Annotated in this window: 19 protein-coding genes and 1 pseudogene; 10 read left to right on the top strand and 10 right to left on the bottom strand. The window is 71.2% G+C overall.

Features of this window, described 5'->3' with window-relative positions; genetic code table 11:
- Positions 1-536 precede the first annotated feature (536 nt).
- Complete coding sequence (locus ABZ899_RS25725) at positions 537-776, top strand: hypothetical protein (RefSeq protein WP_361350358.1); 240 nt, start codon at positions 537-539, stop codon at positions 774-776.
- Between the two features lie 170 nt (positions 777-946).
- Here the strand turns inward: ABZ899_RS25725 and ABZ899_RS25730 are convergent, their stop codons facing one another.
- Entirely contained in the window at positions 947-1,570 is a 624-nt protein-coding gene (locus tag ABZ899_RS25730) for a hypothetical protein (RefSeq protein ID WP_361350360.1), read from the bottom strand.
- A gap of 351 nt (positions 1,571-1,921) precedes the next feature.
- Positions 1,922-2,863, bottom strand: coding sequence for a LysR family transcriptional regulator (locus ABZ899_RS25735; protein WP_361350362.1), 942 nt, complete (start codon positions 2,861-2,863; stop codon positions 1,922-1,924).
- Between the two features lie 114 nt (positions 2,864-2,977).
- Here ABZ899_RS25735 and ABZ899_RS25740 point away from each other — a divergent pair, with 114 nt between their 5' ends.
- Positions 2,978-3,991, top strand: a complete 1,014-nt coding sequence (locus ABZ899_RS25740) for a DMT family transporter (protein ID WP_361350364.1) — start codon at positions 2,978-2,980, stop codon at positions 3,989-3,991.
- Between the two features lie 123 nt (positions 3,992-4,114).
- The gene (locus ABZ899_RS25745) at positions 4,115-4,690 is read left to right on the top strand and encodes a dihydrofolate reductase family protein (protein WP_361350366.1); all 576 of its coding nucleotides are present in this window, start codon (positions 4,115-4,117) and stop codon (positions 4,688-4,690) included.
- Here the strand turns inward: ABZ899_RS25745 and ABZ899_RS25750 are convergent.
- Positions 4,672-5,382, bottom strand: coding sequence for a helix-turn-helix domain-containing protein (locus tag ABZ899_RS25750; RefSeq protein ID WP_361350368.1), 711 nt, complete (start codon positions 5,380-5,382; stop codon positions 4,672-4,674). The genes ABZ899_RS25745 and ABZ899_RS25750 overlap by 19 nt on opposite strands.
- A gap of 318 nt (positions 5,383-5,700) precedes the next feature.
- The gene (locus ABZ899_RS25755) at positions 5,701-6,261 is read right to left on the bottom strand and encodes a DM13 domain-containing protein (protein ID WP_361350369.1); all 561 of its coding nucleotides are present in this window, start codon (positions 6,259-6,261) and stop codon (positions 5,701-5,703) included.
- A 197-nt stretch (positions 6,262-6,458) separates the two neighbouring features.
- Between ABZ899_RS25755 and ABZ899_RS25760 the strand changes: the two genes are divergently transcribed.
- A complete protein-coding gene (locus ABZ899_RS25760) occupies positions 6,459-8,048 on the top strand; it encodes a hypothetical protein (RefSeq protein WP_361350371.1) in 1,590 nt (529 codons plus the stop codon).
- Positions 8,049-8,102: 54 nt separating this feature from the next.
- Here ABZ899_RS25760 and ABZ899_RS25765 read toward each other — a convergent pair whose 3' ends face one another.
- From ABZ899_RS25765 to ABZ899_RS25775, 3 genes are all read right to left on the bottom strand, one after another.
- Positions 8,103-9,296: an acyl-CoA dehydrogenase family protein gene (locus ABZ899_RS25765; protein ID WP_361350372.1), complete on the bottom strand. Its 1,194-nt coding sequence runs from the start codon at positions 9,294-9,296 to the stop codon at positions 8,103-8,105.
- A gap of 452 nt (positions 9,297-9,748) precedes the next feature.
- Positions 9,749-10,663, bottom strand: a complete 915-nt coding sequence (locus ABZ899_RS25770) for an SDR family oxidoreductase (RefSeq protein WP_361350374.1) — start codon at positions 10,661-10,663, stop codon at positions 9,749-9,751.
- Positions 10,664-10,785: 122 nt separating this feature from the next.
- A complete protein-coding gene (locus ABZ899_RS25775) occupies positions 10,786-11,259 on the bottom strand; it encodes a hypothetical protein (RefSeq protein WP_361350376.1) in 474 nt (157 codons plus the stop codon).
- On the opposite strand from ABZ899_RS25775, the gene ABZ899_RS25780 reads away from it, so the two are divergent.
- From ABZ899_RS25780 to ABZ899_RS25790, 3 genes are all read left to right on the top strand, one after another.
- On the top strand, positions 11,248-11,373 hold the full coding sequence (locus tag ABZ899_RS25780) for a hypothetical protein (protein WP_361350378.1): 126 nt from the start codon (positions 11,248-11,250) through the stop codon (positions 11,371-11,373). The genes ABZ899_RS25775 and ABZ899_RS25780 overlap by 12 nt on opposite strands.
- Before the next feature lie 134 nt (positions 11,374-11,507).
- Positions 11,508-12,323, top strand: a complete 816-nt coding sequence (locus ABZ899_RS25785; RefSeq protein WP_361350380.1) for an alpha/beta fold hydrolase — start codon at positions 11,508-11,510, stop codon at positions 12,321-12,323.
- A 329-nt stretch (positions 12,324-12,652) separates the two neighbouring features.
- Positions 12,653-13,006 (top strand): hypothetical protein, encoded by a 354-nt coding sequence (locus tag ABZ899_RS25790; protein WP_361350381.1) that lies wholly within the window; start codon positions 12,653-12,655, stop codon positions 13,004-13,006.
- Positions 13,007-13,065: 59 nt separating this feature from the next.
- Here ABZ899_RS25790 and ABZ899_RS25795 read toward each other — a convergent pair whose 3' ends face one another.
- Entirely contained in the window at positions 13,066-13,935 is an 870-nt protein-coding gene (locus ABZ899_RS25795; RefSeq protein WP_361350383.1) for a helix-turn-helix transcriptional regulator, read from the bottom strand.
- 162 nt (positions 13,936-14,097) lie between these two features.
- On the opposite strand from ABZ899_RS25795, the gene ABZ899_RS25800 reads away from it, so the two are divergent.
- The 3 genes and pseudogenes from ABZ899_RS25800 (at position 14,098) to ABZ899_RS25810 (ending at position 16,173) form a co-directional block, all read left to right on the top strand.
- Positions 14,098-14,880 (top strand): SDR family oxidoreductase, encoded by a 783-nt coding sequence (locus ABZ899_RS25800; protein WP_361350385.1) that lies wholly within the window; start codon positions 14,098-14,100, stop codon positions 14,878-14,880.
- A 71-nt stretch (positions 14,881-14,951) separates the two neighbouring features.
- Entirely contained in the window at positions 14,952-15,179 is a 228-nt protein-coding gene (locus ABZ899_RS25805) for a tautomerase family protein (protein ID WP_361350387.1), read from the top strand.
- A gap of 319 nt (positions 15,180-15,498) precedes the next feature.
- Positions 15,499-16,173, top strand: a pseudogene (locus tag ABZ899_RS25810) (CBS domain-containing protein).
- A 165-nt stretch (positions 16,174-16,338) separates the two neighbouring features.
- Here ABZ899_RS25810 and ABZ899_RS25815 read toward each other — a convergent pair.
- Both ABZ899_RS25815 and uppS read right to left on the bottom strand, forming a co-directional pair.
- Entirely contained in the window at positions 16,339-17,799 is a 1,461-nt protein-coding gene (locus ABZ899_RS25815; protein WP_361350389.1) for an oxygenase MpaB family protein, read from the bottom strand.
- Positions 17,796-18,482 (bottom strand): polyprenyl diphosphate synthase, encoded by a 687-nt coding sequence (uppS, locus tag ABZ899_RS25820; protein WP_361350490.1) that lies wholly within the window; start codon positions 18,480-18,482, stop codon positions 17,796-17,798. The genes ABZ899_RS25815 and uppS overlap by 4 nt, the downstream gene beginning before the upstream one ends.
- Between the last annotated feature and the right edge of the window lie 138 nt (positions 18,483-18,620).

The raw sequence follows: 18,620 nt of genomic DNA on the forward strand, positions 1-18,620 counted from the left end.
CGCGCCGGCAAGCGGGGAAACCCGACCGCCTCCCCGCAGCACACGGCGGCACGACGTCGTGAGGTGCGGCTCCATCGTCACGCGGCGGGCACGGCCATCCGGTCATCGACACCCTGCTCGGTCGGGTGAAGACCGCCACGACGGGAACGGCGGACGTTCACCGCCCCCTCCCCCCTGACAGTGCCCCTGCCCGGCGGCCCGGCCTCACTCGACACCGCGGCCGGCAGCCCGCTCCCCGCCCCACCACGCACACGGGAGCCCACCGATGACCAAGCGCACCGTGGCCAGGCAGGCCCCCGCACCCCAGCCCTCCGCTTCCGACCTGGCCCGGCCGGCCCGCCCATCGAGGCTCCCCCGGCCACTACGCACCCGTGCACACCGCCGGACCACCGTCGTGATCAGCACCCTCGTCGCCGCCCCCCTGACCGGCACGGCGGAACTGATCGCCCGCTCACTGATCCATCACCGCACAGAGACCTCCGCGGCGAGGCACCTGTGCTCGGGCGTGGACCTCGACATCAGCGGGCCGGCACCGGTTGGGCCGGGTCGAGATCAGCGGCGGCGACATCGCGCTCGGCCGGGTGCGGGGCGCCTCCATGGAGACACAACTCGACGGTGTGCGCTTCGGCGGCGGATCGGCCGGCGGCAGTGTGGCCAGCAGCCACGTCAAGGTCCGCGTGTCCTCGGACGCCATCCCGAACACGGTCAAGTCCTCGGTCAGGCAGCTGCCGGTGACCTCGGTGGCACCTGACCAGGCGTCACGGGCGCGGAAATAGTGCGCCGCCCCGCCTCGGAGGTCAGGGTCGACAGGCTCAAAGACTCAGGGGGAACCGGACCGGAACGTACGTCCGCTCCCGCCGGACCCGGGCACGCCCGGCACCGGGCCGTCCCTCCGATTCCCCGTGTCGAAGGGACGGCCCCGGTCACCGTCGCGGTGGCCGCCCGGTCAGTACAGCTTGTTCACAGCCGTGGTCGTGGTCTTCTTGAAGGCCGCGACCGGCGCGTCGTCGAAGTCGCCCATCTGTCCCCACTTGACGACGGTGACCGTGTTGCCGTCCCGCCCGACCGACAGCAGGGCGACGTCGTTGGCCCCCCACGACGTCTCCGTGTGCAGGCCGCGCACACGAGCGCCCTCCTCGACGGGCAGCTTGCCGTAGTCACGGACCTCGGCCTCGACGTCAGGCGAGGATGCCTCGATGCGCTCGGCGCAGGTGCGGATCAGGTCGTCGTAGTGCTTCGCCAAGGCCTTGGCGAGAGAGGCTGAGTCCGCCACGACGGTCAACTGCACGGCGCCGGTGTCCAGATCGGTCCAGAACTCCCGGTTCCGGTAGTCGTAGGAGGGCACGCCCTCCGTGCTCACGCAGAGACCGAGCCCCTCCGGGAACCCCTCGGTGACCGGCCCGGCGGTCCACGACGACGTCGGGTGCGGCGGCAGTTGGGTGGCTGACAGGAACTTGGGCACGGCGGCCTTCGGCGCGGCGCCGGCCGACGGCGCTGTGAGGACCGCGCCTGCCGTCAGGGCGGCGACGGCGAGCGCGGTCAGAGCGCTCGTGCGGATACGCATGGACATGGGTGTTCCCCCGTGGATGAGTGCGTGGACGTGAAGGCCGCGGCAAGGCCGGCTGGTCAGCCCGGGCCTCATCGCCGCGACACCAAAAGCATCAACGGTCACAACGGCCGAACGCAACAACCAACGGGCGATCAGCCACCATGGAACCATCCCATGCCTTCTGACCTGCGGGAACGTGGGGTGTCTGGGACACCTTTCCGAGTCGCCTTCCAGCGAATGAATGCCACCGGTTCCCCGCGGCATGCCTCTCGACGTCCAGCGTGCACGACCGGACGCCGCGTGCTCTTGGTCGGCCCGCTGGCGCAACCCGCCCACGCTGCCGCGCGGTTGACGGCGATCCGCCGACCACTGTCAGACCCCCGGGGCCGCCGTCCTGGCGCCCACCTCCTCCGTCAGAGGGCCGGTGGCGCAGGCCGCGCCCCGCAGCGCCTTCAGCAGGGCGCGCAGCGCGGGCTGTTCCAAGGCGATCTCCCGTACGGCCGCCGAGATCACCCGGAACGGTTCGGGGCCCCGGACCCGGCGTACGACGACCCCCGGGTGCCGGGCGCGCAGTCCCAGCATCGGCATCAGGCCGACGCCGAGCCCTGCCGCGACGAAGCCCTGGGCGGTGGCGTAGTCCTCGCTCTGGACGACGAAATCAGGGCTGAACCCCGCGGCCGCGCAGGAGTCGAGCACCGGTTCCAGACACGGTCCGGGAGGCTCGCTGCCGACCCACTGCTCGCCGGCCAGTTCGTGCAGGTCGACGACCTCCTCGCCGGCGAGGGGATGGCCGAGGGGCAGTACGGCGGCATAGGGGTCATCTAGCAGCCGGACGAGTCGGAAGCCGTCGCCGGCGTGGTCGGGCGACCGGACCACCACGGCCAGATCCGCCCGGCCTCGCGCCACCTCCTCGAAGGGATCGTCCGGATCGCTGAGTCGAAGGTCGACACGGACGCCGGGGTGCTCGACGCGGAGGCGGGCCAGGGCTGGGGCCACCAACGTAGATCCCGCGGTGGCGAAGTAGCGCACGGACAGGCGGCCGGTGCGTCCGGCGCGGAGGTCGGCGAGGGCGCTCTCCGCCCGGGCGACCGCCGCGCTGATCAGAGCCGCGTGTTCGGTCAGCAGCAGGCCGGCGGCCGTGGGCCGCACACCCCGGCCGACTCGCTCGAACAGTGCCGTACCGGCTTGTCTCTCCAGGGCCGCGATCTGCTGACTGACGGCGGACGGTGTGTAGCCCAGATGCGTAGCGGCGGCGGTGACCGTGCCGCTCGTGACCACCGCGCGCAGGACCTGGAGTCGCCTCACATCAAGCATGTAGTGCAGCTTAACGTTCCGGGTAGAACTATTTGCTTGTCCTCATGTCCGGGCTGAGGCAGGTTCGTAGGGCCGAGATCGAACGAGCCGTCGGACCTGGTGGGGGAACGCAATATGAGCATGCGGAATGTGAAGGGCGTCGTGCGGGTGGTGGTGCTGGCCTTGCTGTGGGGCTCGACCTTCCTCTGGATCGAGCTTGCGCTCCGGGGGCTCTCCCCGCTCCAGGTCACGTTCGCCCGCTGCGTCCTCGGCGCGCTCGTCCTCGCCGTCGCCTGCCGTGTGTCGGGCCGGCGCTTTCCGCGAGGTGCCGCCGTCTGGCGGCACATCATCGTCGCGGCCTTCTTCTGCAACGCGCTGCCGTTCGCGCTGTTCAGCCTGGGGCAGCAGACCGTCGACTCGGGTCTCGCCGGCGTCCTCAACGCCACGACGCCGCTCTGGTCGATGATCCTCGGGCTCGCCCTGGGCTCGGAACGAGGTCTCCGCCCGGTCCGCCTCACGGGCCTCGTACTCGGCTTCGCCGGTGTGCTCCTCATCTTCGCGCCCTGGCAGACGACGGGGCGGATCGGCTGGGGCGCCCTCGCCATCCTCGGAGCGGCCGCCAGCTACGCCGTCGCCTTCGCGTACATGGGCCGCACCCTCGTCGGGAAGGGAACGGCCACCCTCTCCCTCTCCGCCGGCCAACTCGTCGCGGCGAGCGGGCTGACCGGTCTCGCCATGCCCTTCGGCGGTCTGGAGCCGGTCGGCGCGGGGCCCACGGTCGTGATCGCGGCCGTCGCCCTCGGCGTCCTGTGCACCGCGATCACATTCCACCTCACCTACCGCATCATCAACGACGAGGGGGCCACCAACGCGGCCGTCGTCGGGTACCTGCTGCCGGTGGTCTCCGTCCTGCTGGGCGCGGTCGTCCTGGGTGAGGAGCTGAGCATCAGGGTGGTGCTGGGCATGGCGGTCGTCCTCGCCGGTGTCGGGATGGCCCGGGCCACGCGGGGGAAGGCCGCCGCCCCGGCTCCGGCCGGCGGAAAGGCAGGGGAAGGACCGTTCGCAACCGCCGGCGTGGTGACCACCGCGGAGGACGCGGCCGGCGACACCCCGTCCGCCCGGCATGTGGCTGCGGAGAGCGCACGCTGAGCGGCGCGCACCTGGTTCTCGCGGCCGGCGCTGCTCCGACCCCGTGTCGTTTTCGTCCAAGACGCCGCCGCGGCCTGGACCTAGCCTGAGGTCAGGAGCTCAGCCCGTGATGAGGAGACGCAGATGCGTAAGCTGGTCTACACCGGATTCATGTCGCTCGACGGCGTTCTGGACTCGCCCGGTGGACCCGAGGAAGGGCACCGCAGCGGTGGCTGGGTGGTGAAGGACTTGGAGTTCGTCCCGGAAGCCTGGTCGCTGAAGGCCGAGGAACTCGCCGATACGACGGCGCTGATGTTCGGCCGTCACAGTTACGAGGCCTTCGCACCGGTCTGGCCCGCCTCCGAGGACCACGCCTCCTACAAGGAACTGCCCAAGTACGTGGTGTCGAGCTCCTTGCCGGACGACGCCCTCGTCGACGGATGGGGGCCGTTGACGATCCTTCGCACGACAGAGGACGTCGCCGAGCTCAAGGAGAGCGAGGGCGGCTCCATCTACATCCATGGCAGCGCCGACCTGGCGCGGCGGCTGTCGGAGGCCGGTCTGATCGACCAGTACAACCTGCTCGTCTTCCCCGTCCTCCTCGGCGCCGGCAAGAGCCTGTTCCACCGGGCCGACCGTGACAAGCAGATGCTGTCCCTGCGGGAGTCGGAGAGCTACTCCAACGGGATCCTGAAGCTGGTCTACGACGTCGAGCGCTGAGCCAGGTCGAGTGCGATCGCGCCACCCGTACCCTCGCGCAGTTGTCCGACGGTACGCCCCACGTAGGTGCGCAGCGCCCGGGCGAGGTGAGCTTCGTCGAAGTACTCGAACTTGGCGACGACGTCGGCGGCCGTGTCACCGGCCGCCAGCAATTCCGCCGCCGTACGGGCCCGCTCGATCTGCCGCACGGCCCCCCGCGTCAGACCGGTGGCGGCCCGGAAACGGCGCTCCACGGTCCGGCCCGAGACCGCCGGTTCGTGCCCTCGCAGGACCTCGGTGACGAGCGGGTCACGCACCACGATCCCAGCTCTGACCAGCCGCTCCACCAGGGCCTCTGCGTCATCGGCACCCGGTGTCCGCCAGCGGGCGCCGTCCAGTCGGAACGTCCGGCGTGTGGTGTCGGGGAGCTCCAGGCCGCCGTCGACCAGCTCGGGTGTGGGCAGGACCCGCAGCGAGGTGCCGACGGCGAACTCGATGCCGGTGAAGGCGGCGCCTTCCGGGACGGGTGCCGTGCTCGTACGGGTCTCCGGGCCGGTGACGGCCGCGTAGTGCCTGCCGTCCTGCTCCCAGAACACCAGGCCCCAGCGCACACCCGCCACGGATGTCATCGCGGTGACCCGCTCGCTGGTGCAGGTCCATACGCTGTCGACCCACGGTGAGTCAGACCGCCGTATCTCGAAGCGCAGCTCCACGCTCGCAGGATACGACGGACCGACCGCAGGAACGGGCCGAGTGCACGCGACGGACTGGATGTGGTCGACACAGGTGAGTGACGTCACCGCGAGCACACCTGCCACTGCCACCATCAGAGCCATTCGGCACGCCGCTCACGAAGCCATGAGCCGCGGCTTCCGCCATGAAGTGCGGTGACACGTCTGTCGCTTCCGGTGCCGCGGATTCGGTCGGCGGGTGGAGGCCGGTGGGACGAGGAGCCCGGCAGGGGTGGCGGCGGAGTGGCCCGCCCGCGCCGTCTCGCGTGCACGCCATCGCGTCATGGGCCGCGTTCGTCTTCAGGCGCGGGCGAGTTCGGCCGCTCCGAAGGAGACGTCGAAGCGGTCGCACCAGATGGTGACGCTGGTGTAGCGGGCGGGGTCGACGTCCTCGGGCAGGACGTAGTTCTGGTTTCCCTTGTTGCCCTTGAGCTTGCCCAGGCTGACGTACTTCCCGTCGTCGAAGACGTGCCAGCCGGCCTTCCCCTCCTTCACGGGTGCGTCGGTCAGCCACACGCGAAGATCCGGCCCGTTGCTGGTGTCGAGGTTCTCCAGCCGGACGACGTGGGAGCCGTCTGCCAGCTTCACGAGCTTCACGCTGCCCGATGTGGCGTGCTCATGGCTGATCAGCTCACCGCCGGCGACCGCCCGCGGTGCTGCCGGCGGGGACGGCGTCCCGGCCGGCGCCGTGGTTGCGGCGGACGTGACCGCGGCCTCGGGCGGTGCCTCCTGGACGGTCTGGTCCTGCCAGAGTTTCCACGGCTGGAACCAGTACAGTCCGAAACCGACCCCGGCAACCGCCACCACCAGCGCCGAAATGATCAACGGTCTGGTCAGGAATGCCTTCCGCCCGCGTCCCATTGCTACCCCGCCCTTCTTCGAGTCCGCCTGTCGCCATCCATTCAACGCGGCCGGACCTGCCTACTGCGGCTCACGGGGGATGACGGAATCCTTACGGCGTCGCCACGCACTCTCCGACGCCAAGAAGCAGCTGGGCTTCCAGCGCCGGAACCGGGCACCGGGCTGGCAGACTGTGCGCCACCTGGGGGGAGATCGCCATGCCGGACGAACTGAACGTCCACCGCGTACTCGGCGACCAGCCGTTCGCCGAGATCGGTCGGCCGGTGTGGGCGGTGACGGACGCGCCTCACGGTTGCGTCATCGCCGCCGGTGACCTCGGGCATGTCATGTGGCGCGGTGCGGGCCAGTGGCTCGGCCACCGGATCGGCGTGTACGAGGCCGGCACCCTCCGTCCGCGTCACATCGTCGCCTCCCGCTACCCCGTATGTGCCGTCGAACCCCACCCCGAGCTGCCGCTCGTCGCCGTCGGTACCGGTCGCTACGACGGCTCGTGGGACTTCCAGGGAGAGCTGCTCCTGCTGCACCTGGAGACCGGGCGCGTGACCAACCTGCTGAGCAGGAGCCGCCAAGTACGGCATCTGCGCTGGCTGGAGGACGGCAGGCTCGCGATGCTCCTCTCCCCCGAGGACAAGGACGGCGGCTTCCGCAAGGGCTTCGAACTGGCCGTCGCGGCGGACGACTGGCTGTCCGCTCCGCCCGGTCTGGTCGACCCCGATCGCGCACGCCGTCCCATGATCGAGAGCGGTCTCCTGCACGACCCCGGGGTCGAGGACACGCTCGCGCGTCTGACGCGGGGCCGTTGGCGGCGGCGAGCGGAGGTGCGGGACCTCGCGGTGCTCGCGGACGGCCGAGTGCTCGCCACCGGCCGGTACACGGACCTCGAGTGCTGGGATCCGTCGGGCGCGTCGACGTGGGCGCTCCCCGCAACCGGAGAGGGCAGCGTCCGCGTCGAGGCGGCCCCGGACGGCCGGTCGGCGTGGGTGACCTACCGGGGCTACCGGCGCGACGAGGTGACGGGCCGACAGGTCGACCGCGGCACCACCGTGCGGCGGATAGCGACGGTGGTCGGCCGTGTGATGGACAGCGTGGACATGCCGTCGGCCCCGGCACCGTCCGCCACGGACGAGGGCTGGCTCGCCCTGTGCCCGCGGGGCCGCGAGGCACGCGCGGCACTCCTTCTCGCCCCCACACACCAGGAAGCGGCACGTCTCGGCCTGGCCCCCAACCGCTCCAACTCCCCCGCGCTGCGGGTCAGACACAGCGCCCGTCTGCTGTACGTGGACGGTCCGGGCCCGGACGACGACACACCGTGGATCAACGTGATCGAGCCTGCGGGCGAGCAGGGTCAGGCCGTTCCGCGCGCCCTGTTCCCCTTGCGCTGGGACGCGGCGTCGCCGCTCCAGCCCTGGTACGGGCCCGCCGTCGAGTTGACGGACGCCCTCGTCCACGCGGGCCGGTCCTACCGGCAGGGCGCCACCTACGCGGAGGCCCGCGAGGGCACGTACGTCGTGAGCCGGGGGCTGCCGGACGGGGCGGCACGCTGGGTGCACGAGACCGACAAGCCGCTCGCCGACCTCGACGGCGACGAGCGGAGGGTCTATGTCGCCTACCTCACGGGTGAGGTGGAGACCCTGGACGCGGCGACCGGCGAGGTGCGAGCCCGGCACACCTTGAGCGCCCACGGCCACCCGGTCACACCGATGTCCATGGCGTACCGGGCGGACCGGCGGCGGTTGGTCGTCGGGACGGTGGACGGGCGGATCCTGGACTGTTCGGTCCCGGAGTGACCGGGCCGGCAGGAGCCACCCCCCACAACAGGAGTCCAGCCGTCCGCCGAGTCGTCAGACGAACGCGCTCTCCCCGGTGATCGCCTTGCCGACGATCAGCGTGTTCATCTCCCTGGTGCCCTCGAACGAGTAGATCGCCTCCGCGTCCGCGAAGAAGCGTGCGACGTCGTAGTCCAGGACGATGCCATTGCCTCCGAAGATCTCCCGCGCCCAGGCCACGACCTCCCGCATACGGGCCGTCACATGGGCCTTCGCCAGTGAGGAGTGCTCGTCGCGGAACACGCCGGAGTCCTGCAGCCGCGCCAGTTGCAGGAGCATGCCCCAACTCGACGTGATGTTCCCCAGGCTCTTCACCAAGAGGTCCTGGACGAGCTGGAAACCCGCGACCGGCCGCCCGAACTGCTGCCGTTCGGTGGCGTAGCGCAGCGCCAGTTCATAGGCGCCGATCATGACGCCGAGCGCCTGCCAGGCGACGCCGCTGCGCGTGGCACGCAGGATCTCGGCGACGTCACGGAAGGAGGACGCGTTCTGCAGACGGTCGTCCTCCGGTACGCGCACGTCCTGCAGGGCGATGTCCGCGTTCTCGACCATGCGCAGCGAGGTCTTGTTCGCGATCCTCTCCGCCGTGAAGCCCGGGGTGCCCTTGCCGACGACGAAACCCTTCACCTGATCGTCCTCGACGTCGCGCGCCCAGACCACCACGTGGTCGGCGAAGGTCGCGTTGCCTATCCAGCGCTTGGCGCCGTTGAGGACCCACGTGTCGCCTTCGCGCCGGGCCGTGGTGCGCATGCCGGCCGCGATGTCGGAGCCGTCCAGCGGCTCGGTGAGCGCGAAGGCGCCGATGGTGTCCATCCTGGCCATCTCGGGCAGCCAGCGGTCGCGCTGAGCCTGGTCACCTCCGGCCTGGATGGCGTACATCGCGAGCCCGTTGTGGACGCCGAAGAAGGTGGCGACGGAAGCGTCGACCCGGCTCATCTCCATCGCCATCATCCCGGTCAGCAGATGGCTGGCGGCGGGGCCGTGGTCGCCGTAGCCCTCGTAAGCCAGTCCGACCAGCCCGCTCTCCCGGAACCTGCCGATCAGCTCCCTGGGGAAGACGCCCTCGGCCCAGTGCTCGGCCACCAGCGGCGCGACCTGGTCCCGCATGAACTCCCGCGTCCTGACGAGGGTCTTGCGCTCCTCCGGCGACAGGGCGGCCTCGAAGTCGTAGAAGTCGGCGGCGTTCTGCGGATCCGTATGCGTAGTCATGGATGCCGTCTTCCACGCTTCCGCCGCGTGATGCGTGAGCCCGGACCGTCCTGCTCGAACGGGCCGCGTCGGGTCCCAGGCGGGGGCGGGCGCTACGGCCGGTGGTGCTTCCCGAGGGCCCGGACCGCCGTCGCGACGGCTTCGTCGGCACTGGTCGAGCGGTCGTCCCCGTCGGCTGCCACCCGTGCCCGCCCGTCTTGCACCGCGCGGGCCACGTCGCGTCCACCGGCGCGGTGCGTCGATCGTCGAGTGCAGCAGCAGCGGGGCGTCGGCGCGGGGGTGAATGCGGGGCGAGGGCGGCGTCGCCCCGCAGCCGTCGGTGTGAGGCCCCGCTGAGGCTGGTTCCGGGCGCCCGTCGCCGGCCCGGAACCACACGGCCGTGGGCCGGCACCGACGTGCGGGTCAGGCCCGGAAGCCGAACCCCGGGGACTGGTCACGCGGCCGCGCAGGGGTCATCGAGGGCGGCGGGACCGCCGGGCGTCCGAGTTGTAGGCGTCCCAGTCGGCTCGCCCGCCCGCGCCCATCACCCCGACGTCGACCGCGAGCTCTTCGGCGGTCGATCGTCGCAGCTCGCGACGGGCCACGCGGGTGACCAGGGCGGGAAACAGCGGGCGCAGTGGCTGGCACCAGCGCAGCCAGGGCGGGGCGTAGATGTGCAGGGCGCGGCGGTGGACTCCGGCGGTGAGCCACCCGGCGACCTGGTCGGGGCTGTGCACACGGCGGGCGAACCACGGCTGGTGTGCCCGCAGAGCCCGGAGGACCGGGTGATCGTCCAGTCCGCTGATCATGTCGGTCCCGGTCCAGTGCACGTAGGCGATGCCGACGGCGACACCGTCGGGCTCGACCTCGCCGCGCAGGGCCCGTGCGAAGGATTCCGCACCGGCCTTGGAGGCGCAGTAGGCGCTCATCATGGGTGCCGAGCCGAAAGCGGCGGTCGAGGCGATCTGCAGGAAGTATCCGCGCGTGCGGGTCAGGTGCGGCAGGAAGGCGCGGGCGGTGTTGGCCGCACCGATCAGGTTGACGTCGATGACACGCCGCCACAGGTCGGCGTCCGTCTGGCGGAACGGGCCGCCCGCCGCCACGCCGGCGTTGGCGACGACCACGGACGCCTCCCCCAGCTCCCGCGTGACCCGCTCCGCCGCGCGGTCGAGTGCGTCCTGGTCGGTGACGTCCGCCTCGACACACAGGCTCGGGCCGGGAAGTGCCGACGCCGCCTGATGGAGGGACTGCGCCTCGCGTCCCAGCAGGGCGACGTGCATGCCGGCGCCGGACAACTGCCGCGCGAGGGCCGAGCCGATTCCGCGGGCGGCCCCGGTGACGACCGCGACCCGCCCCCGGAGAGGGTCGTGGACGGCGTCGTTGCGCATACGGTTCTCGCTCTCCACTGCTATGACGTGTCGGCGCATTCTGCGTGTGCCCTCCCTGGCACCAAGGCGGCTGAAACCCTGCGCGGCGCCCTCTCATTCCTTCGGACCCCTTCAGCTGCGCGTCAGGCTCCGTCGGTCGAGGGCTCGCCACCTATTCGCCGAGCGAGCACTGTATGGATGCAGACCCGCGCCCGGCGGCCCGTGGTGCGCACGGGTTTCCTGAAGGCCGTCATGCGCCGTCCGGCGGTGATCGCGGCTCGAATGCTCCGGGGCGGCAGGTGACAGCCGGCCGTGGGGGTCCGACTCGGTGTCGTCACCGGGTCCGCGGTCGAGCTGGCGAGCAGGCGCAGCTTCTCTTCCGACGGCGAGCCGGTGTCGGCGCTGTAGATGAGGAGCGTCTGACCGTTGCTGTCGGGCAGGTGGAGTGTCTGCCAGTTCAGCCGCATCTCGCCGACTGCCTCGTGGAAGGACCGCTTCACCCCCGTGCTGGTGCTCGGACAGGCGGTAGTCGGCCTACATGGTTGCAGGAGGGTGATCCGGCACGGGCCGCGGCCGCTGTCCTGACACTCGCCGACCTTCCGTAGATGCCCGCCCACCTGCTCCTGGGCACCTCCACACTGGCCGGCATTCGTACAAAGCTGACCGCCGTGGGCGCCGAGCTGGAGACGTGGCAGGACCTTGCCCGCTCCTCCGACGTCGCCCGTGCCTGACCCCGATCGAGGCCGAGCGCGTGCGCGTGGGCATGGGCCCACACCCGGCGAGCCCGTGGCGTGGGCCCCGCTCGATGACGTGTGCGGGTGTACGCTGCCGCGACGACCCCAACACCCCTTATGAGGACCGTTCGATGAGCCGAGCACTGGTGAACGGCGCCATGCTCCACTACGACGACATCGGCCCGTCGACGGGGCCGCCGGTGCTGCTGATCCACGGGCACCCGTTCAACCGCACCCTGTGGGCTCCGCAGAGCAAGCAACTGGCCGCGGCCGGCTACCGCGTCGTCACCCCGGACCTGCGGGGGTACGGCGACAGCGACGTCTCTCCCGGGCGGGTGTACCTGTCCGACTTCGCAGACGACCTCGTCGGTCTCCTGGACTCGCTCGGCATCGAACAGGCAGTGGTCGGCGGTGTCTCGATGGGCGGTCAGATCGCCATGGAAGTACACCACCGCTACGCCCGTCGCGTGCGCGCACTCGTCCTGTCGGACACCTCGGCGCCTGCCGAGAGCGCCGAGGGCAGGGCGTTCCGCAATCGCCTGGCCGACCGGTTGCTCGCCGACGGCATGGCCGGCTACGCGGACGAGGTCATCGACAAGATGCTGGCCGCCTACAACGTCACCGCTCTACCGGACGTCGCCGCACGTGTCCTGGCGATGATGCGGGCCACCGACCCCCGCGGCGCCGCGGCCGCCCTGCGCGGGCGGGCCGAACGGCCCGACTACCGCGAGACGCTCGCCGGCGCGCGGTGCCCGGTGCTGATCGTCGTCGGTGCCGACGACGTCTACACCCCGGTGTCCGACGCCGAAGCCATCAGCCGCCTGGTGCCGCACGCCGTACTGTGCGTCATCGACGGTGCCGGACACCTTCCAGGCGCAGAGCAGCCAGAACGCTTCAACAAGGCCCTGCTGCACTTCCTGCAGACACAAGTCGCCGACCTGGCCTGACGGGCGGGACACCACCGTCCCGGCGGACGTGGCACCACGAACGAGAGCGGTATTCGACGGACGTCGCCGGACAGAGGGCGCACGCTCAGCGGCAGCTGGATCTTCGACACGAACCTGCGGCCCTTCTGCGAAGCCGTCGCGGAGTTCGCCGGATATGCGTTCAGCGACTCGGGCTGGCTGGCCGTCGAAACCGCTCTGCCCGCGCCGGACGTCGACCAGGACACCTGGTACGACTACCCCCTCCACGGCACCGTCCCTGTGACACTGCGCCCCTCTTGCTGCGGGGCCCGCGCTGTGGCTGACTGGCAGCGGCGCGGAGGGGGGAGCCGATGGGCGACTGGGTCGTGATCGCGGAGTACTACAGCGATGTGTACAGAACCGAGTTCATCCGCCGTGGGCTCGAGACGAAGGACCAGGCCCTGGAGGCACTCCGTAAGGCCCTCCACACGTACGCACCGAGCAAGAGGATCATCGAGAAGCGGCGTCAGGTGTATCGCTTCGCCGACCAGGAGACGTACCTCGTCGTGATCAAAGGCAGGCTCACGGAGTGGGAGTGCACCCTGCGCATCGCGGAGTTGGTCTCGGACTCGAAGGACCCGTCCGTGGCCGAGCGGGCGCAGAGGGGTCACGAGGCGGCAGAGGCGGCCGACGGGCCGCAGGACCAGATCCCACCCGGCCCCTGAGGGGCGCGACGCCCTCCGGCGGCCCGTCGGGGCCGCCCTCGCGGCGGCGCCGCCGGCGGTTACGGTGCCTCGCCCTCCGGAACGGTCATCTGCTGGGTCCCGATGACCGACAGCAGTTCCAGTTGTTCGGCCCCCTCGCTTCCGGGCGGAGCGGTGAACCACAGCAGGCGTTGCCGCCCGTCCTCGCTGAGCAGGTTGAAGCAGTCGAGTTCGATGACGCCCAGCATGGGGTGGACGATCCGCTTGTGATCCATGCGGCGCACCGCCACGTCGTGGGTGTCCCACAGCGCTGCGAACTCCTCGCTGCGGCGGCGCAACACGGCGATCATCTTGGTGACCTCGATGTCCCCGCCGCGCCGGGCAGCGGCTGCCTGGAGATCGGCGACGAACACCCGCGAGTGGTGGGCGTGGTCCTCGGGCGGGTAGATCTCGCGCGTCTGCGGATCGGTGAACCAGCGGTACACCAAGCTCGCCGCGGGGCCGCGCCGCGCGGGGGAATCACCGAGCAGGGCCCTGGCCAGGTCGTTCTCCACGAGGGTCTCGTGCAGATCGGTGATGACGCGGACGGGGGTGTTGGACAGGCGGTCCACCAGGCCGAGAAGCGCGGGCTGCACATGTGCCGACGCCCCGTGCGCCGACGGCGGGACCGGCCGTTCGGCAAGGTGGAACAGGTGGTCCCGCTCGTCACGGTTCAGGCGCAGAGCCCGGGCGAGGGCGCCCAGCGTCTGGGCCGAGGGCTGCACCCCGCTCTTCGCGCTGCCTCGTTCCAGCTCGGTGTAGTAGTCCACCGACAGCCCGGCCAGCTGCGCCACCTCTTCACGGCGCAGCCCGGGGACACGTCGGCGCGGACCGTGCGGCAGGCCTACGTCGGCGGGGCGGATGCGGTCGCGGCGAGTCCTGAGGAAGGCACCGAGCTCTGGAAGGTTCACCCCTCCATGGTTGCCCGCGGGTCATGACGCAGCCAGGGGGTGACAACCCCCGGGTAGACGCAACCCTGGCTGGCGAGAGGCCGCCCACGGACGATGGTCAGGACATCGGGGCGACGGCAGGACCGCGACCCATTCCCATCCCCATCCCCAACGGAGTCAGTCATGTCAGTCCCCACTTCCCCCGAAGGAACCACCGCCGCACCCCCTTCCTCCGTCCCACGCCGCGTCGCCGTCGTCACCGGCGGCTCACGCGGCATCGGTCGGCGGGCCGTCGGCCGGCTGGCCGCCGACGGATACGCCGTCGTGGTCGGCTACGCCGGCAGTCAGGACAAGGCGGAAGAGGCCGTCAAGGAAGCCGTCGCCGCCGGAGGCCAGGCCGTCGCCGTACGCGCGGACATCGCCGACGAACACGCCGTCGCGACCCTGTTCGACACGGCCGAGGAACACTTCGGCGGCGTCGACGTCGTCGTCCACGCCGCCGGCCGTATGGACCTCGCCCCCATCGCCGAACTCGACCTGACCGTCCTGGACGAACTGCACCGCACGAACATCCGCGGCACCTTCGTCGTCGCCCAGCAGGCCGCCCGACGCATCCGCGCCGGCGGCGCGATCATCACCTTCTCCACCTCCGTGGTGGCACTCTCCTTCCCCGGGTACGGCGCCTACGCCGCCAGCAAGGGCGCTGTCGAAGCCATGACACTCATCCTCGCCCGCGAACTGCGCGGCCGGGACGTCACCGTCAACGCCGTCGCACCCGGCCCCACCGCCACCGATCTCTTCCTCGACGGCAAGGACGAACAGGCCATCGCCCATCTCGCCTCCCAACCCCCGCTCGAACGCCTCGGCACCCCCACCGACATCGCCGAAGTCGTCGCCTTCCTCGCCTCCCCCGCCGGCCACTGGATCAACGGACAGGTCATCCGCGCCAACGGCGGAATCATCTGAGAACACCCGCCCCGCGCACATTCCGTCGCGGACAGTTCGTACATCGCCTCACCGAGAACGGGAAACCAGTCATGCCTTTCGCCAACTTCAAGGTCCCCGCGAAGACCCTCACCACGAAGCAGAAGGAGGAGATCGTCACCCGCACCACCGAGCTGTACGTCGAGCTCTACGGCGAACGCGCCCGCGCCAACACCATGGTCCTCGTCGAGGAGGTCACCGACGGTGGCTGGGGCATCGGCGGCGATGTCCTGACGCTCGCCATGCTCGACGAAGGCACACCGACCGGCACCGAGGCCTGACGCGCTCGCCGCTCACTCGGTCGGGGGCAGCCCGTCCCGAGTGAGCGGCGACCCGGTCCGACCGGGCGGGGACACCGCGACGGCGTTCACAGGTTCGATTCCAGTCGCACGGACCACGCGCCGCAGGTCGCGTCGCCGTCACCGAGGGCCACCGGCGGCGTGGGACCATCCCCGAGTGGTCAGCCGTCGCGCGAACGGCTGCCTGGGCTGCCGGCCTCCCCGCGCCTACGACTATGTTCGAAGGAGGGAGCGAGGGGCATCACCGAGGCGCCACTGGACGCTTCCTTCCACACCGGTGGTGGGAGAAGGGAATGCCTCGATGAACCACCAGAAGGTGCGCGACCAGATGAGCGAGGCTGTCGTCCGTGTCCAGGCCGGTACGCCGTTCAAGGAGATCGCCCACCTGCTCCAGGAGTACGACATCACCGCCGTTCCCGTCGTGGACGACCAGAATCGTCCACTGGGTGTGGTGTCGGAGGCGGACCTCCTCCAGAAGATGCGGGGCGAACCGCAGGACGCCGAGGACGGGTCCGACGTCTCCGCAGGGCCGGGAAAGGCCCGCGCCATCGACGCGGCGGGGCTGATGACGTCGCCGGCGCTGTGTGCGCGGGAGGACTGGAGTGTGGTCGAAGCGGCCCGGGTGATGGCGCGGCACGGCGTGAAGCGGCTCCTCGTCGTCGACGCCGACGGCCGTCTGATCGGCGTGGTGAGCAGGAGCGACCTGCTGCGGGTGTATCTGCGCACGGATCAGGCGATCCGCAGGGAGATCGTCTAGGAGGTCCTCGTCAAGGCCCTCGGCGAGTCCCCTTCCGAACTGCAGGTGGACGTCACGCACGGCCATGTCGTGCTCAGTGGGCGCCTGTCCTCCCGGACGGCCGTCCCCGTGCTGGAGGACATGTGCCGGGAGGTCGACGGGGTCGTGGCCGTGGAGTTCAGGCCGCTGCGCGCAGCCGGCCCCGACGACCCGTCGGGGCCCCCGTCCCGCTCCGTCTGAGTGGCGGGCGGGGGCCCCGCCCCGTCGCACCGGCTCGGTCGGTCCGGGCGGGAGCCGGCCTCACAAACCCGTATCGAGGGTGGCCTCGTCGACCTTGCCGCTCCTCGGTCGTGACGGGGGACGACGAGTCCGTGCGCCGCACCGGGTGCCTCGTCGCGGGCGGAATCAGGCGTCGGCGAGCAGGGGGTCGTACGGGGTGTTCGGGCGGCGGCCCGACATGAAGGCGAGGAAGTCGCCCACGAAGGCGCTGCGCCCGTAGGTGCCGTCGGTGGTGGTGAGGTCGCGGTGGAAGGCGGTGCGGAAGAGGGCCCGGTACTCCTCCGCGTCGATGGTCCCGCTGCCGTCCTTGTCGGTGGCGTCGAAGAGCACCTCGGCGACCCGGATGAGCGCGGGGCCGGCGAGCGAGGGTACGGCGGCGGCGTACTCCTCGGCGCTGACACGGCCGTCGCCATCCGTGTCGAGGGCGGCCTGGAGCTCGCGCCACCAGGCGGCGAAGGCGTCGTAGAGGCGAGTCTCCTCGGGTTCGTCCAGGTCGAGGCGGGTGGCCAGTTCGCGTGCCAAGGCCGCGAGGTCGGGCCAGTCGAGGTGGCCGTCGCCCGTCTGGTCCAGCACCTCGCGGAAGAACTCCTCCGCCGAACGCCGGCCCTGACCCGAGGGGGCCGGCGCCGGGTCGGGTGCGGTGTCCGCGCCCAGCGGCGTGAGGAGGCGGAGCAGGGCCGACGCCTGCTTCATACGGGCGTGCAGTGCGGTCACGGTCCGGGCGCGGGGATCGTCGCTGTCGGGCGAGAGGGACAGGATCTCGATGATGGTCTCGGCGTCGAACCAGCCGGTGGGCAGGAAGCGGGTGAGCCCGGCGGCGAGGTAGGCGCCCTGCATGAGGGTCGGGGCACCGGGCATCTCCGGCAGCCCGGCCTTGCGCCGGTAGGCCTCGGGGAGCGAGGCGACGGTGATCGCGCCGAGGAGCGGACCGACGACGGCCCGGCCGGCCGCCCACAGCGTCGGCGCGCCGCCGAGCAGCGCCGGGGCGGGCAGATGGTCGAAGAGCCGGTAGAGGATGACGCGGGCGGCCTCGGTGTTCTCCAGCTCTTCCTCGACGACCCTGTCGAAGTACCGCCAGAAGTCGTTCAGGTCCTCCGGGAGCTCCCCGGCGTCGCCGTCGAGCGCGGCGAGGAACGCGCGGTACTCGGCGTACATGCGCTCCATGGTGTCCTGGTCGAGCGGCTGGCCGCTCAGCCGGCACATGGTGACGGCGCTCTCGAAGAGGGTGGCGACGACCCAGGCGCGGGTCGCGCGGTCCATGGCGTCGTAGGCGCGGCCGCGGGAGTCGGAACCGCTCATCCGGGCGTGCAGCCTGTTGAGCCGTGCGGCCTCCCGTTCGCGTACCGCCGGGTCGGCGTCGAACATGCGGCGCATACTGAGGAAGGTGTTGCGCAGCCGGCGCCATGGGTGGGCGACGAAGGTGGAGTTGTCGGCGAGGGCGGCGCCGATCTGCGGGTGGGCGGCCTCCAGCACGGTGGCTCGGATCATGGCCGGCGCCCAGCGCGGGTCGTCGAAGAAGGCGCGGAACTGGGACTCCGGGCCGAACAGGGGTGTCTCGTCGGTCGTTGTGGTGGTTCCGGTCGTCATGAGGGCTCTCCGTTCGTCTGGGATGGCACGCCGCCGAAGCGGCGGTCACGGCGCCGGTACGTCTGCAGGCAGGCGAGGAAGTCGGGGGCGCGGAAGTCCGGCCAGAGCGCCTCGGGGAAGACCCACTCGGCGTAGGCGACCTGCCAGAGCATGAAGTTGGAGATGCGCTGCTCGCCGGAGGTGCGGATCACGAGGTCCACGTCGGGGGTGTCGGGGAACGGAAGGTGGTCCGCGAAGACGTGCTCGGTCACCTCGTCGGCGGGTGTCCCGCGGCGGATCAGGGACCGGGCGGCCTCGACGATGTCCCGGCGTCCGCCGTGGTCGAAGGCGACGGTCAGCGTCATCCCGTGGTTGCCGGCGGTCAGGGTCGCGAGGTCGTCGAAGTCCTGGGCCAGTTCACGGGGGATGCGCGGGTCCGCGACCCCGAGGAAACGGCAGCGGATGCCACGGGCGAGCAGCAGCGGCGCGTGTCTGCGCACGACCCGGCGGACCAGGCGCATCAGGTAGTCGACCTCGGTGCCGGGACGGTTCCAGTTCTCGGTGGAGAAGGCGTACAGGCTGAGCCACTCGACGCCGGCCGTCCGGGCCGCCTCGATGATGTCGATGACGGTGGTCTCCGCGGCCCGGTGGCCCGCCGTTCGGGGCAGCGAACGCCGCTGCGCCCAGCGGCCGTTGCCGTCCATCACACAGGCCACGTGCCGCGGTACCGCACGCGCCGGGTCCTCGTCCCGCCGCTGATCGCCGCGCTCGGTCACACCCACCCCGTATCACCCCTGCGTACAGCCCCGAAGGGGCGTTCCCTCCCAGGAGTCTGACGGCGC

The sequence above is a fragment of the Streptomyces sp. NPDC046859 genome, from assembly GCF_040645135.1.
Lineage (GTDB): Bacteria > Actinomycetota > Actinomycetes > Streptomycetales > Streptomycetaceae > Streptomyces.

Coding starts and splice junctions, on each gene's coding strand:
- ABZ899_RS25730 (WP_361350360.1), bottom strand. CDS start 1,570: ATGTCCATGCGTATCCGCACGAGCGCTCTGACCGCGCTCGCCGTCGCC.
- ABZ899_RS25735 (WP_361350362.1), bottom strand. CDS start 2,863: ATGCTTGATGTGAGGCGACTCCAGGTCCTGCGCGCGGTGGTCACGAGC.
- ABZ899_RS25740 (WP_361350364.1), top strand. CDS start 2,978: ATGAGCATGCGGAATGTGAAGGGCGTCGTGCGGGTGGTGGTGCTGGCC.
- ABZ899_RS25745 (WP_361350366.1), top strand. CDS start 4,115: ATGCGTAAGCTGGTCTACACCGGATTCATGTCGCTCGACGGCGTTCTG.
- ABZ899_RS25755 (WP_361350369.1), bottom strand. CDS start 6,261: ATGGGACGCGGGCGGAAGGCATTCCTGACCAGACCGTTGATCATTTCG.
- ABZ899_RS25760 (WP_361350371.1), top strand. CDS start 6,459: ATGCCGGACGAACTGAACGTCCACCGCGTACTCGGCGACCAGCCGTTC.
- ABZ899_RS25765 (WP_361350372.1), bottom strand. CDS start 9,296: ATGACTACGCATACGGATCCGCAGAACGCCGCCGACTTCTACGACTTC.
- ABZ899_RS25770 (WP_361350374.1), bottom strand. CDS start 10,663: ATGCGCAACGACGCCGTCCACGACCCTCTCCGGGGGCGGGTCGCGGTC.
- ABZ899_RS25780 (WP_361350378.1), top strand. CDS start 11,248: ATGCCCGCCCACCTGCTCCTGGGCACCTCCACACTGGCCGGCATTCGT.
- ABZ899_RS25785 (WP_361350380.1), top strand. CDS start 11,508: ATGAGCCGAGCACTGGTGAACGGCGCCATGCTCCACTACGACGACATC.
- ABZ899_RS25790 (WP_361350381.1), top strand. CDS start 12,653: ATGGGCGACTGGGTCGTGATCGCGGAGTACTACAGCGATGTGTACAGA.
- ABZ899_RS25800 (WP_361350385.1), top strand. CDS start 14,098: ATGTCAGTCCCCACTTCCCCCGAAGGAACCACCGCCGCACCCCCTTCC.
- ABZ899_RS25805 (WP_361350387.1), top strand. CDS start 14,952: ATGCCTTTCGCCAACTTCAAGGTCCCCGCGAAGACCCTCACCACGAAG.
- ABZ899_RS25815 (WP_361350389.1), bottom strand. CDS start 17,799: ATGACGACCGGAACCACCACAACGACCGACGAGACACCCCTGTTCGGC.
- uppS (WP_361350490.1), bottom strand. CDS start 18,482: ATGGACGGCAACGGCCGCTGGGCGCAGCGGCGTTCGCTGCCCCGAACG.